Annotated in this window: 11 protein-coding genes; 5 read left to right on the top strand and 6 right to left on the bottom strand. The window is 70.6% G+C overall.

All coding sequences use genetic code 11. The annotated features are described in order from the left end of the window. The first annotated feature begins 72 nt into the window (after nucleotides 1–72). Nucleotides 73–2,631 (top strand): transglutaminaseTgpA domain-containing protein, encoded by a 2,559-nt coding sequence (locus tag ACFXI3_RS31455; RefSeq protein ID WP_378404425.1) that lies wholly within the window; start codon nucleotides 73–75, stop codon nucleotides 2,629–2,631. Nucleotides 2,632–2,637: 6 nt separating this feature from the next. On the opposite strand, the gene ACFXI3_RS31450 is transcribed toward ACFXI3_RS31455, so the two are convergent. The 3 genes from ACFXI3_RS31450 to ACFXI3_RS31440 form a co-directional block, all read right to left on the bottom strand. Beyond that, nucleotides 2,638–3,402 (bottom strand): NAD(P)-binding domain-containing protein, encoded by a 765-nt coding sequence (locus tag ACFXI3_RS31450; protein ID WP_378404423.1) that lies wholly within the window; start codon nucleotides 3,400–3,402, stop codon nucleotides 2,638–2,640. A gap of 31 nt (nucleotides 3,403–3,433) precedes the next feature. After that, nucleotides 3,434–3,883: a hypothetical protein gene (locus ACFXI3_RS31445; RefSeq protein ID WP_378404421.1), complete on the bottom strand. Its 450-nt coding sequence runs from the start codon at nucleotides 3,881–3,883 to the stop codon at nucleotides 3,434–3,436. Nucleotides 3,884–3,958: 75 nt separating this feature from the next. Then, nucleotides 3,959–4,900 carry an alpha/beta hydrolase gene (locus ACFXI3_RS31440; protein WP_378404419.1) on the bottom strand — a complete coding sequence of 314 codons (942 nt, stop codon included), beginning with the start codon at nucleotides 4,898–4,900 and terminating at the stop codon, nucleotides 3,959–3,961. A 128-nt stretch (nucleotides 4,901–5,028) separates the two neighbouring features. Between ACFXI3_RS31440 and ACFXI3_RS31435 the strand changes: the two genes are divergently transcribed. Beyond that, on the top strand, nucleotides 5,029–5,682 hold the full coding sequence (locus ACFXI3_RS31435; RefSeq protein ID WP_378404418.1) for a TetR/AcrR family transcriptional regulator: 654 nt from the start codon (nucleotides 5,029–5,031) through the stop codon (nucleotides 5,680–5,682). A gap of 570 nt (nucleotides 5,683–6,252) precedes the next feature. Here the strand turns inward: ACFXI3_RS31435 and ACFXI3_RS31430 are convergent. The 3 genes from ACFXI3_RS31430 to ACFXI3_RS31420 all read right to left on the bottom strand — a co-directional run bounded on the left by ACFXI3_RS31430 (nucleotide 6,253) and on the right by ACFXI3_RS31420 (nucleotide 9,602). Further along, the gene (locus tag ACFXI3_RS31430; protein ID WP_037362805.1) at nucleotides 6,253–6,657 is read right to left on the bottom strand and encodes a DUF3040 domain-containing protein; all 405 of its coding nucleotides are present in this window, start codon (nucleotides 6,655–6,657) and stop codon (nucleotides 6,253–6,255) included. Between the two features lie 844 nt (nucleotides 6,658–7,501). Further along, nucleotides 7,502–8,719 (bottom strand): DNA polymerase IV, encoded by a 1,218-nt coding sequence (dinB, locus tag ACFXI3_RS31425; protein WP_378404480.1) that lies wholly within the window; start codon nucleotides 8,717–8,719, stop codon nucleotides 7,502–7,504. Nucleotides 8,720–8,876: 157 nt separating this feature from the next. Continuing rightward, nucleotides 8,877–9,602, bottom strand: coding sequence for a methyltransferase domain-containing protein (locus ACFXI3_RS31420; protein WP_378404416.1), 726 nt, complete (start codon nucleotides 9,600–9,602; stop codon nucleotides 8,877–8,879). A 112-nt stretch (nucleotides 9,603–9,714) separates the two neighbouring features. Between ACFXI3_RS31420 and ACFXI3_RS31415 the strand changes: the two genes are divergently transcribed. From ACFXI3_RS31415 to ACFXI3_RS31405, 3 genes are all read left to right on the top strand, one after another. Next, on the top strand, nucleotides 9,715–10,566 hold the full coding sequence (locus ACFXI3_RS31415) for a ParA family protein (RefSeq protein ID WP_344284781.1): 852 nt from the start codon (nucleotides 9,715–9,717) through the stop codon (nucleotides 10,564–10,566). A gap of 4 nt (nucleotides 10,567–10,570) precedes the next feature. Then, nucleotides 10,571–11,389 carry a DNA-formamidopyrimidine glycosylase family protein gene (locus ACFXI3_RS31410; protein ID WP_378404414.1) on the top strand — a complete coding sequence of 273 codons (819 nt, stop codon included), beginning with the start codon at nucleotides 10,571–10,573 and terminating at the stop codon, nucleotides 11,387–11,389. A gap of 376 nt (nucleotides 11,390–11,765) precedes the next feature. Next, on the top strand, nucleotides 11,766–12,338 hold the full coding sequence (locus ACFXI3_RS31405) for a GNAT family protein (protein WP_344284775.1): 573 nt from the start codon (nucleotides 11,766–11,768) through the stop codon (nucleotides 12,336–12,338). Nucleotides 12,339–12,911: the final 573 nt, after the last annotated feature.

Below are 12,911 nucleotides of genomic sequence, written 5' to 3'. Positions count from 1 at the left end.
AACGACCATCGTCGTGAGCGGCGAAGCCGGTTCTAACCGGCTTCGCCGCTCACGAGCACCCGAGGGGACCCGATGACCACCACCGCTCCCCGCCCGTCCGGCGCGCCGCCGATCCCGCACACCCCCACCCCGCAGCCGACCGATCCGCCGCCCGCGTGGCGGAGCAGCGTGCTGCCGCCGATCGCCGCCGGGCTCGCGACGCTGTGCGCGGCCACGTCGCTGACCAGCGTCGTGTCCGGATGGGCCTGGTTCGGGTACCTCTTCGTGGCCGTCGTGCTCGTCGCGGGCACCGGGCTGGCGCTGCGCTCGCTGCGCGCACCGACCGTCGTCGCCGGGTTCGGGCAGCTGCTCGTGCTGCTGTTCCTCATCACCGGCGCGTTCACGACGCAAGGCATCCTCACGATTTTCCCCGGCCCCACCGCCTTCGGCGAACTGCAGGCCACGCTCACCGCGGCGGCCGACCAGATCCGGATCGGCCTCCCGCCGGTCGACAGCACGCAGCCGATCCTGTGCCTGGTCACGATCGCGGTCGGCCTGGTCGCGGTACTGGTCGACACGCTCGCCGTCGCCGCCGCGGCACCGGCCGCGACCGGGCTCGTGCTGCTCTGCGTGTACGCGGTGCCCGCGGCGTTGTCGGACGAGCTGATGCCGTGGTGGACGTTCGTGCTCGGCGCGGGAGCCTTCGCGTGTCTGCTCGCCCTCGACGGCAACCACCGGCACCGCCGCTGGCGCAACCGCGACGCGCCCGGGTCCGGCAGCATGCTGCGGCTCGCGCAAGCCCCGGTGGCCGTGGTCAGCTCGGCGATCGTGCTCGGTCTGCTGGGCGGCGGGATCACCGTGGTCGGGACCGTCGGCAAGATCCCGTTCGGCTCCGGTCCCGGCGGCGACGGCGACGGAACCGGCGGGTTCGGCATCGCGCCGTTCACGCAGTTGCGCGGACTGCTCGACCAGGGCCAGAACACCGAACTGTTCCAGGTGCGAGGCCTCGGCGCGGACCGGCGGCTGATGCGCGCGTTCACCTTGGACACCTACACCCCGAACAAGGGCTGGGGCCTGCGCGCCGGCGGCCAGGCACAGAGCGGCGTGCTCGCGAACAGCACGCTGCCCGCCGCGCCCGGCGACGACGGCACCGGGGTGTCGAGGCAGATCCAGATCCAGCCGACGCGCTGGGTCGACAACTGGCTGCCGGTCTACGGAGCCCCGCGCGCGCTCCGGGGCGTGCCGCCGCAGTGGCTGTACGACCGGGTCAGCGGCTCGGTGTTCACCACGGCGAGCGAACCCGCGCCGGCGTACGTGGAAACCGCGTCGCTGAAGGAGCCGACCGCCGACGAACTGCGGGACGCCGCGCCGAAATCCGACGAGGTCCCCGCGCTGTACACGCGGATCGGCCAGGTCGACCGGCGGGTCTCGGCGCTGACCGACCAGCTCACCGCGGGCAAGACGAACAACTTCGACCGGGCCACCGCGCTGTGGCAGTACTTCAGCGCGCAGAACGGTTTCGTGTACGACACGAAGACCGCCGACGCCACCGACGCGGACGCGCTCGCCGACTTCATCCTCAAAGGAAAACGGGGCTACTGCGAGCAATACGCGTCGGCGATGGCGGTGATGCTGCGGGTCGCGCACATCCCCGCGCGCGTCGCGATCGGCTTCACCCCCGGCGTGTCCAAGGGCGACTACCAGTCGATCAGCTCGCAGGACGCGCACGCGTGGGTCGAGGCGTACTTCGGGGACAAGGGCTGGGTCAGCTTCGACCCGACCCCGCTCGCCGACGGACGCGGCATCGTCCCGCCATACCTCGAGCAGAACACCCACAACCCGCAACAGCCCAACGCGACTGACGACCTCCCGACGGCCCCGCGCTCGGCCGCTCCGTCCACCGGCGCGTCGGCCGACAAGACCCACGACCAGGCAGCTCCCGCCGCGCCCGCGGACACCACCCCGGACGACAGCTGGCTGACCTGGCTCGCGTTGACCCTGGCCGTGCTGGGCGCCGCCGCCGTTGCCGCGTCTTATTTCCTGCGCCGCCGCCCCCGTCCCGGCCTGACCCCGTCCGGTGTCCCGCCGGGCGCCACGCCTGACGGCAACGTGCTCGTCAGAAACCCTGTCACCGCCCCGACTCCGCTGCACCTGGCCGCGTTGTGGCTGCCGCTGACCGGAGCCGTCCTGCTGGTCGCCGCGATCGGCTTGCTGGCCGGGACAGTGTCGTGGTGGTTCGCCTTGGCGGTCGTGCTGATCCTCGCGGCGACCGGCGGCCCCGCCGCGATCCGGGACCTGGTGCGCCGCCGCCACCTCCAGACGATCGCGACGCACTCCCCCACCGCGGCCGACGCGGCGTGGCGCGAGCTGAAGGCGGAGTGCGCGGACCGAGACCTGCCGATCTCCGACAGCGACACGGTCCGCGTGGCCGGCGGAAAGATCGCCGAACGCCACCGCCTGGACGAGCCCGGGCGGGAGGCGCTGCGGACGGTGCTGGGCGCGGTGGAACGCAGCTGGTACAGCGACGAGGCCGCTCCGGACGCGACCTTGGAGCCTGCTTTCGGGCAGCTGCGGGACAGCCTGCGCCGGACCGCTCCGTTGTCGCTGCGGGGGCGGCTGTTCCCCCGGTCGGTGCTTCGCCGACGGCGGTGAGCTTGCTTATCGCAGATCAGTGAGGAGCCCGTCCAGTGCCTTGGCGAGAGCCGTGGCGTTGGGCTGGTCGAACCACGTGGTGCGGATCCGCTCGTTGTTCCCCTTGGGCGTCTCGTGATCGGCGGCAAGCTGTTCCAAAGTGCGGCTGTCGTCATTCAGTGCGCGGCCGACGTTCTTGAAGAGGCTGCGCACATACCGGTCGGCGACGTCCGGCGAGATGCCGTGGCCGGCGGCCCACGAGGTGAGTGTGGCGAGGTAGGCGTAGTGGGCGGTAAAAGTCCCGGTCAGCGCGGAGAAGACGTTGAAGGCGTCCTCGTCGGCGACGGGAAGCGCCCCGCCTAACTGTGCGAAGAGAGCGTCCACCGCCGGGTGCGAAGGGCAGGTCACTGTCACGGAGCGACGCTCGCGCACGGCGGGCAGCGGGATGGCCCGGACGGTCGGGGCACCAGTGGCGAGGGTCCGGCGCAGATCGTCGATGGCGACACCGGCCATCAGGCTGACGACGGTCTTGTCGTCGCCCACCTTCAGCCCGTCGAGTGCCTCGCGATGGTCCTGGCGTCGCACGGCAATGATCACCAGGTCCGCGCTGTCGACGACCTCCTGATTGTCGACGCACACCTGCACGCCCTCGAAGCGCTCGGACAGTTCGGCGGCGGCGCGGGCTCCCCGGGGAGAAAGGAAGATCTCCGGCGACGCACCGCTCTCGCTGCGCAAGCCTTCGACGATGGCCTTGCCGATCTCGCCCACGCCGATGATGCCTATCCGCTGCATTGGGTTGTCCTCCATGGTGCGTCGTGGCTCGTCACGCCGTCCGCCTTCTGGTCCACAGCAAGGCGACCGCGAGAACGCCCGCCAGGCAGGGAATCGTCCCCGCCCAGCCCAGTTCCGGCGGCAGTCCGGTCGCGCCGGAAGTGTCCTTGGTCAGCAGTCCGGCGAGCCCGGCGCTGATGCCGAGCACGAGCAGGACGGTCGTGGCGGGCCGGGCCCATTTCTTGCCTGCCTTGACGGCCCAGGCCGCCGTGAGCCAGCCAACGACGCCGAGCGCTCCGATGGCGGACAACACGACCAAGTAGGTGGTGACGGCGGAGTCGACCTGTGCCGGGGAATAGGCGGGATAGCCGGTCTGGATGTGGTCTGCGAGCAGGTGGGTGGTGCCGCGGTCGACGTAGGCGGCGATCGTCGCCAGGACGGTGAGCGCGAGACCCGCGTAGATCGCCGCGAGCGGGCCTCGTGCCTGAAGTTGTTGTGTCATCAGGATCTTCTCTCGTCAGTGCTTTCCGGTCATGGCGACGCCGTGGTCGTCGCTTCGGATCGTCGTGCTGCTCGGTCACTCCGCCAAAGCCGCGCGGAGGAACGCGAAGATCTCCGCCTGAGCGGCCTCGGCCTGTGGCTCCACACCGGGCAGTGTGAGAAACGCGTGCTTCGCACCGGGGTATTCGGTGAGCCGCACCGAGGTTCCCGCCTCGCGCAGCCGCTCGGCGTAGCGGCGGCCGTGGTCGGCGACCGCGTCCTGGGTGGGCACCACCACGAGCGCCGGGGCGAGCCCGCTCAAGTCCTCTGTGGACAGTGGCGAAACAGCGCCGGCGTCAGCTCCCGGCGGGACGGCGAGCCGCTGGAAAAGCTGCAGCAGCGGCCGTGCCCGGCTCGGGCTGTATGCGTATTCGGCGATCGAGGGGTAGTCGAACATCGTCTCGGTGACGTCGGCCACCGGGTTGACCAGCACCTGCGCCTTGAGCTCCAGCCCAGCTTCCCTGGCGCGGACAGCCGTCAGCGCGCTGATCAGCGCTCCGCAACTCTCCCCGAACACGGCCACGCGCCCCGGGTCCACGCCGAACTCCGCGGCCTGCCGCATCACGTGGCGAAGCACGTCCCAACCGTCGTCGGCAGCGTTCGCGAGCGGGCTGTCGGGAGCGAGGAGCCGATGCTCGACCGAGACGACGACCGCGGGCAACCGTGCGGCGAGGTGGCTGTTGGTCCAGTCGCACTGCGCGGCCGTGCCAACGAAACCGCCTCCGTGGACGTGGACCACCAGCGGCAGGCCAGTCCGGTTTCGCGCCGGCCGGTAGACCCGCACCGGCAGGTCGCGCCCAGGCAGCGCGATCTCCCGCCACTCGATCGCGGCATCGGGATGCGGCTCCCCGAGGATCGCCCGCGCCGCGCCGGAGGCCCGGAAGCGGTTCTCCGCCTCGCGATAGACCAGCAGTTCCTCAGTCGTGATCACCGAGAAATCCGGCTCCGGCGGGCGCGTCTCGGCAGCGAATTCACTCATGTTTCCTTCTTCCCCAGTCGATGCGCCGGATGTGCTCCAGAGGCCGCCCAGCGCTTTGTCCTCATTATGCACACACCGTGTGCAACGGCAAGTGCATAGGTTATGCTGGCCTGGACGAGAGGGGCGAGATGACTGGCCGCAGGCGATGGTCGACCGACGAAATCCTGGACACGGCGGCGGACCTGCTGCGCACGAGCGACGCCGAGTCGTTCAGCGTGCGCAAGCTCGCCGCGGCGCTCGGGACTGATCCGTCGAGCCTCTACCGGCACTTCCGCAACAAGACCGAACTCCTGCGCGCCGTCGCCGACCGGATCCTCTTGGCCGCCATGGACGGCTACCGCCCCGAAGGCGACTGGAAGCAGCGCATCACCGCGCTGGGCCTGCGCCTGCACGCGGCCTTCGGCGAGCAGCCCCAGCTAGCGACGGTGTGGGGCCGCTACGCCTCCGGCGGCACCGGATCCCGGCTGGTCATGGAGGAACTGCTGCAGGCCCTGCGCGCGTCCGGCCTGCCCGACGAGCAGGTCCCGGTGCGATACCACCGCATCGTGATCCTGCTGGCCGCGCTGATCGCGTCCGAGGCAGGCATCAGCACCATCACCGCCGAGGAGTACGAACAGGGACTGGAGCAGTTCCGCGTCGCGGTGCTCGGCGCCGATCCCGAACGCTTTCCCGCCTTGGCCTTCTTCGCCCGCGACGTCCGCCCTCTCGGAGCAGACCGCCACGCCGCCTTCGAAGACATCCTCGCCTCCCAGCTCGCTCAGATCGAGGCCGAGATCCCCTGATTTCGCAGGTCCGACACCGACGCCGCGGCCGTTGCCGTGTGCCCGCAAGTCTGGGCACTGAGAAGTCCGCCCTGTCGCGGCGCAAGCCTGACCAGCACGTCAACTGTTCAGGACCCGGGGAACCACAACGCGGCCTCGGGCTCGGACTCGGCAGGCGCGCAAGCCGAGGTCCGCAATGGCCCCGCCCGCCGAGCCGCCATCCGAACCGGGCACGCTGAAGCGTTGCCTAGAACCGTTCCAACGGCAGGCAGGATCGAGCACTGACCTGAACTGAGCGCAGCGGCTCCCGGCTCCCGGCTCCCGGCTCCCGGCTCCCGGCTCCCGGCTCCCGGCTCCCGGCTCCCGGCTCCCGGCTCCCGGCTCCCGGCTCCCGGCCGAGCATTCCCGAATCGAGAGCGCGTCGCGCCTCATACCAGACCGAAGCGAACCGGAACCGACGCAGACCGAGCCCGCGTCTTGCCCCGCGGACCACCGGCGCGGAACCCGTGTCCCGCTAGCCGGTGCGGTCCGTGCCCGCGCACGAGAATCCGCGCTCCGCCCCGAGGGGAGAAGCGCGGATTCGCCGTCGTGCTATTGGCCTTCGAAGCGCTGGCGGAAACGTTCCTCCATGCGCTGGGTGAAGGAGCTCTTGCGGCCGGACGGCTTCCCCCCGCCGCCTCCGTCGTCATGGCTGTTCTTGCCGCCGCTGTCGCTGTGGCGCAGCGACGTCACGGCCATCATGACCCCGAAGAACATCACGAGGAACCCGAGCACGCTGACCACCGGCACGTCGGCGACCCGCAACACCGGGATCACCACACCGAGCACCAGCAGCGCAACGCCCACCACGAACAGGGCGATCCCCTGGATGCGCCGACGGCGCGCGGGTCGGCGCAACCGGGTGCCTCGCACCGTGGATGCGAACTTGGGGTCCTCGGCATAGAGCTCGCGCTCGATCTGGTCGAGCAGCCGCTGCTCATGCTCGGAGAGTGGCATCTTTCCTCCTCCGGCACAGCTGTCGCGGGCGCCGGGCCGCGCAACGTCCTGGACCCAACAGCCAACCCCAGGCGGGGTGGCACTGTCCAGGATACGAGCCCCGCGCTCGTCCGACTACCCGATCCCCGATCCGGAAATGATCGAATCGGGGGAAATCCCGCACAATGCGGGTTGACAGTGCGTCACCGCGACGGAAGTCACCCCCATCGGCGCAGTCCAGGACCCTCTGCCGCCCTGTCGGCCTCCCCCGGGCGGGGTCCCTCGTCACGGAGAGAGAGCGTCCGCGCGCCGACCACCCGCCCTGCCGACGCCCCGCCCGGGACGATCTTCCGCCGATCGATACCCTCCGATATTTTTTCACTTGCCCACCGCCAAGATCGGCAATCCCCCACCGCGCGAACAACCCGGATCCCGCTGACTCAGAGCGACCGCCGAACCCCTAATCCGGACCCCGGCCGCCGAGCCCGCACCGGACGCTTGCTGTCGACCGAGTGCCCATCCCGGCGAATCGCCCACGAACCCGCCGAGGGGGACGAGTCCGGCGCCGGTAGGCCCAGCCGCGAACCCGGCACGGCCCGCGCAACGGACCCGAGCGCCGTCGGCCGCGCGGTGACCCCGCACCTCGGCCTCGCCCTGACGCCCAGCCGCTCGGGCCGCCGGTCGCCAAATCCGGCCTGCTCCTCCCGACCGAACCCGCACCGCCTTCCCTGCCGACCCCGCTCCAGCACCCTCACCGAAAGCTCGGCCTCGCAGACGCCTACCCCTCCCGACCGAACGCGCCCGGCCTTCCCGCCGACCCCGCCCCAGCCCCGCACCGAAAACCCAGCCTCTCCGACGCCAGACCTCACTCCTCCCGAGGAGAAAGCAGCGAAGCAGGCCGAATCGCCGCCGAGCCGAACTTCAGTCTTGCCACGTCCGCCGCCACCTCGGCGTCCCGCCAGCGCGGCTCGTCGTTCGTGAACGACAGCTGCTCGCCCTCGTCTCCGGTGTCCAGGCCCTCCACCCGCACCCCGATCAGCCGGATCGCTCCCGTCGGCGCGTGCTCCGTCAGCAGTTCGACGGCCGTGCGGTGGATGTCGCGGGCCACGTCCGTCGCCGAGAGCACGGTGCGTGCTCGGGTGATCGTGCGGAAATCGGCGAACCGCACCTTGATCGACACCGTCCTCCCGCGCAGCCCGCGCGACCGGAGCGTCGCCCCGACCCGTTCGGACAGGCGCAGCAGCTCCAGGCTTAACTCGTCCCGGTTCAGGACGTCGATGTCGAAGGTGTGTTCGGCTCCGATCGACTTCTCCGCCGACTCCGGTTCCACGGCCCGGTCGTCATGGCCGTTCGCCAGCGCCCACAGGTGATCCCCGGCGGCCCGGCCCACCGAACGCCGCAGCCGGGCGGGCGGGGTGGCGGCGATGTCCGCGATCGTGTGCCAGCCGTGCTGGCGCAGCTGTTCCTCGGTCCGCTTCCCCACTCCCCACAGCGCCGACACCGGCAGTGGGTGCAGGAACTCCAGGGTCTCGGCGGCGGGAACGATCACCATCCCGTCCGGCTTCGCCATCCCCGAGGCCAGCTTCGCCACGAATTTCACCTTCGCGACGCCAACCGAACACACGATCCCGTGCTCCGCCTGCACGCGCTCCCGAATCCGCGCCGCCAGCACGCCCGGAGTCGCCCCCAGCCGCCGCAGCGCGCCTCCTACGTCCAGGAACGCCTCGTCCAGGCTCAGCGGCTCGACCAGCGGCGTCAGCTCCCGGAAAATCCCCATGACGCCGCGCGACACCTCGCCGTACAGCCCCGGCGTCGGCTGGATGCAGACCAGCTGCGGGCAGAGCCGTTTGGCCGTGGCGAACGGCATGGCCGAGCGCACGCCGAAGCGCCGCGCCGGATAGCTCGCCGCGGCGACGACCGAGCGCGGGCCGCCGCCGGACACGACGACCGGCTGGCCCGCCAGCTCCGGCCGCGTGCGCAGCTCGCACGACACGAAGAAGGCGTCCATGTCCACGTGAAGGATCGAGCAGCCGGTGTCGTCCGGCAGCTCGGTCGCGCCCGTGGTGACGCGGTAGCGGGCCATCCCGCTCGGCAGTTCGGCGTTTCTCCCCACGCCTCCGGACGCTACCTTCCGCCACCGACAATTCCCGGCGCTCGAGCCGCGGCGACCACGCTTACGGGTGGTTCGCAACGCCGCCAGGACGATTCCCGCACCGCGACGCGGCCGGGAATCGAGCTTCTCAGCCCCGCCGGGCGATGGCGTGCAACCGGCCCGCGACGTCGCGCAGCGCGGGCACCGCCGAAGCGCTCAGCTCGAACTCGGCCAGTTCGTCCTCGCGGACCCCGCCCGGCACGACGTCCGAGATCACCCGGTCGCCCTGCAGCAGCGTGACCTCCAGGCCGGCGGCCACGAGCGACTCGGTCAGCCCGGAACTGTCGTACCTGCGCAGTACGGTGTCCCCCGCGACAACTCCTTCAGCACCTTCCAGCAGCCGCTGCGCCTCGGAGATCCGGCCGGCCAGCGCGCGATGCAGCACGGCCGCGGTGCGGTTGGCCACCAGCACCGACACGGCACCGCCCGGCGAGACGGCCGTGGCGAGTGCATCGAGCACCGCGCGCGGGTCGTCGACGACCTCCAGCAGGCCGTGCGCCAGCACCAGGTCCGCGGACCCGGCCGGGACGTGCGCGCCGAGGGCGTCGGAGTCGTCGGCGATGACCGTGATCCGGCCGGAGACGCCCTCTTCCTCGGCGCGCCGGCGCAGCGTCGCGAGCGCGTTCGGGTTCGGTTCGACCACGGTGACCAGGCATCCGGCCGAGGCGAACGGCACCGCCCAGCCGCCGCTCCCGCCGCCGACGTCTACGACGACCGGCTGCTCCACGCCGCGGGCGCGGGCGGCCCGCAGTTCGGCCTCGAGCGCCCGGCGAACAGCGCCCGAACCCCGGGCGGCCACGGTGTCGGTCTTCATGGCCGACAGGGTAATGGCCGCCGGTCACTAGCCGTGACCCGCGTGGGCGCCGCAGCGGCGTTCGCCACCTTCCGCACTACCGCCCCGGCGGGCGGCCCGTAGGCTGTGTCGAGTGCACACGGTCGCCGTTCTCAGCCTCAAGGGTGGTGTCGGCAAAACGACGGTCGCGCTCGGTATCGCGTCGGCCGCGCTGCGTAGGGGAACCCGCACGCTCGTAGCCGACCTCGACCCGCAGGGCAACGCCACCACCTCGCTCGACCCGCCGTTCACCGACGCGACGCTCGCCGACGTGCTCGAGACGCCCGCGCGGGCCGTCCTCGAACGCGCGATCGCGCCCAGCGTCTGGAGCGAGGAGATCGACGTGCTGGTCGGCGCCGAGGAGCTGGAGTCGCTCAACGAACCCGACTCCGACGGCCGCCGCCTGGAAAACCTTTCCCGCGCGCTCGACGAGCTGCACCAGCACCCGTTGCGCGAGGACCCGTACGAGCTGGCGATCATCGACTGCCCGCCGTCGCTCGGCAGGCTCACGAAATCCGCTCTCGTGGCGGCCGACAGCGCGCTCATTGTGACTGAGCCCACAATGTACGCGGTCGCGGGCGCCCAGCGCGCCCTCGAAGCGATCGAACGGATCCGCGAGGACAGCAATCCGGCGTTGCGGCCGATCGGCGTGCTGGTGAACAAGCTGCGCGTGCGGTCGTACGAGCACCAGTTCCGAGTCTCGGAGCTGCGCGAGAATTTCGGCTCCCTGGTGATGCCGACCGCGATCCCGGACCGGCTCGCGGTGCAGCAGGCCCAGGGCGCGTGCAGCCCGATCCACGAGTGGCATTCCCCTGGCGCACAGGAAATCGCGCTGACCTTCAACATGGTCCTCGCCAAGATCCTGCGCTCCAACCGCGCCGGACGGCACCGCGTGCGCGCCGAGGAAGAAGCCGCGCAGGCGGAAGTGTCGGAAACCGCGGGCTGAACTCGTGCCCGAGGGCGACACCGTATTCCTGGCCGGAAAGCTGCTCGACCGCGCACTCGCCGGGAAAACCTTGGTGCGCGGCCAGTTCCGGCACCCCGAACTGGCCACAGTGGACCTCGCGGGCCGAGAGGTCCACGGCGTCGGCACCGTCGGGAAACACCTCTTCACGCGCTTCTCCGGCGACCTGACGCTGCACAGCCATCTGCGGATGGACGGCGAATGGAAGATCCAGCCCGCGGGCGCGAAGTGGTCGATGCCCGCCCATCACGCGCGCGTCGTGCTGATGACTGAGGACGTCCAAGCGATCGGTTTCCGTTTGCACGACCTGAAATTGGTGCCCACCGCCGAGGAACACGACCTCGTCGCACACCTCGGACCGGATCTCTTGGATCCACAATGGACAGAGGAACACGCCGCACTGGCCGCCGCCAACCTGGCCGCGAAACCGGACCGCGAGCTCGGCGACGCACTCCTGGACCAGCGGATCATGGCCGGCGTCGGCAACCTGTACAAGTGCGAGATCTCTTTCCTGCTGCGGGTTTCCCCGTGGACCCCAGTGTCCGAAGTGGACCCCGCACGGGCGGTGGCGCTCGCCCGCAAGCTGCTGGTCGCCAACGCGTGGCGGCACGAGCAAGCCACCACCGGCGACCTCCGCCGCGGCCGCCGCACCTGGGTCTACGAACGCACCCGCCAAGGCTGTTTCCGCTGCGGCGGCCCGCTGCTGGTGCGCCGGCAGGGCGACGGACCGTACCAGCGCCCGACCTGGTGCTGCCCGCGCTGCCAGCCCGGCCCCGTCCCGGCCGATGGACCGCCGCGCAAATGATGTTGCCGTACCGAGAGGTTCGCGGTTAGCGTGGCAGTACACGAGAGAGGAGGTGGTCCTAAGTTGTATTCACACAGGACGCGTGAGGTGGCTGTCCGCTAGCGGATGGCACGTGTAGGGACTTTGAGCAGCGATACAGCAAGAGCCACCTTCGGCTCATCGCCTGCTTCACGTGCTGCCTGCTGACGAATACCAGGCAGTCACCGGGTTCCCGGGGTTCTCGAGCACCGGTCCGGCTCGAGCCTGGACGCTGACGGCGTCCAGGAGGCGCCCCGGGAATTTCCATGTCCGCTTGCCGGTGACGCGTCGCCATGTTCCCTCTCGGCGATCACCGCGACGGTTCCTGCGGAGCGGGAGAAGTCGCTAGGCTTGGGGGATGCTCAGGCCGGACTATCCGATCAGCACCGAACGCCTGCTCCTCCGCCCCTTCAGGGACGACGATCTCGATGCCCTGAACTCGTTCCAGTCCCGCGCGGACGTCGTCCGCTACCTGTACTGGGGGCCTCGCAGTCGCGCGGAATCCGCCGCCGCGCTGGCGAAGCGCGTCCACAGCGCGACGCTGTCGGAGGAAGGCCAGTTCCTCGCCGTCGCCGTGGAACTCGCCGAAACCGGGCAGCTCATCGGGGACCTCAACCTCGAATACCTCAGCGCCGAACACCGCCAAGGCGAGATCGGCTTCGTCTTCCACCCCGACCATCACGGAAAAGGCCTGGCCCTGGAAGCGACGAGAGAAGTCCTGCGACTCGGCTTCGAAGACCTGGGGCTGCACCGCATCATCGGCCGCTGCGACGGCCGCAACACCGCGTCGGCGGCGCTGATGGAGCGCCTGGGCATGCGGCAGGAAGCAAGGCTGCGGGAAAACGAGATCGTCAAAGGCGCATGGACCGACGAGTTGGTCTACGCCATGCTGGAAGACGAGTGGAAAGCCGGCGCTGCCCGGCTGAACTGACACCCGGGACGGCTGGTTCGCGGATGCCGCCGGGCGGGCATGGGAAGTCGGATGTTTCGGCGGGGCCCCGGCTGAAAGCTGGCCTGCCTCAAGCAGGTCTCTGGGCACGGATGCCGGGCACGATCTCAGGACGCCCACAGACTCGCTACATGCCGTGAAGGGCTCCTTGAGGGACTCTGATTCCCTCAAGGAGCCCTTCACAGACATCACCCGCTCGAGACCGCCGCAGTCGGTGCCGTGAGGGGAACCCTGAGGGACTCTGATTCCGTCAGGGTTCCCCTCACGGACCTGAATTCCCTCAAGGGTGGCGCGGCTGGCCGGGTTGGGCGCGCAAGTGCCGATTGATGGGTAAACGCGGGGCTGCGCGGCTGGTCAAGTTGGGCGCGCGGGCACGGCGCAAGCAAGTGCGCGCGCCCAACCGCAACCAAGCCACCCAACGATCGAGGCACCCAGCCCCCAAACCGCACCGCTGCACCCAACGATCGAGGCACCCAGCCCCTCCCCCGCACCCCGATACGAAGCTCTCCTGCGGTCTGGGGGTGCTTGTCCAGGCCAAGTTAACGGCGGGGGCCG

The sequence above is a fragment of the Amycolatopsis sp. NPDC059235 genome, from assembly GCF_042754125.1.
Lineage (GTDB): Bacteria > Actinomycetota > Actinomycetes > Mycobacteriales > Pseudonocardiaceae > Amycolatopsis > Amycolatopsis albidoflava.
This window is presented reverse-complemented; position numbering and strand designations above follow the sequence as displayed.

What these genes read in the sequence shown, in the direction of transcription:
- ACFXI3_RS31440 (WP_378404419.1), bottom strand. Translation starts at nt 4,900, where the DNA reads ATGAGTGAATTCGCTGCCGAGACGCGCCCGCCGGAGCCGGATTTCTCG.
- ACFXI3_RS31435 (WP_378404418.1), top strand. Translation starts at nt 5,029, where the DNA reads ATGACTGGCCGCAGGCGATGGTCGACCGACGAAATCCTGGACACGGCG.
- ACFXI3_RS31430 (WP_037362805.1), bottom strand. Translation starts at nt 6,657, where the DNA reads ATGCCACTCTCCGAGCATGAGCAGCGGCTGCTCGACCAGATCGAGCGC.
- ACFXI3_RS31405 (WP_344284775.1), top strand. Translation starts at nt 11,766, where the DNA reads ATGCTCAGGCCGGACTATCCGATCAGCACCGAACGCCTGCTCCTCCGC.
- ACFXI3_RS31450 (WP_378404423.1), bottom strand. Translation starts at nt 3,402, where the DNA reads ATGCAGCGGATAGGCATCATCGGCGTGGGCGAGATCGGCAAGGCCATC.
- ACFXI3_RS31445 (WP_378404421.1), bottom strand. Translation starts at nt 3,883, where the DNA reads ATGACACAACAACTTCAGGCACGAGGCCCGCTCGCGGCGATCTACGCG.
- dinB (WP_378404480.1), bottom strand. Translation starts at nt 8,719, where the DNA reads ATGGCCCGCTACCGCGTCACCACGGGCGCGACCGAGCTGCCGGACGAC.
- ACFXI3_RS31455 (WP_378404425.1), top strand. Translation starts at nt 73, where the DNA reads ATGACCACCACCGCTCCCCGCCCGTCCGGCGCGCCGCCGATCCCGCAC.
- ACFXI3_RS31420 (WP_378404416.1), bottom strand. Translation starts at nt 9,602, where the DNA reads ATGAAGACCGACACCGTGGCCGCCCGGGGTTCGGGCGCTGTTCGCCGG.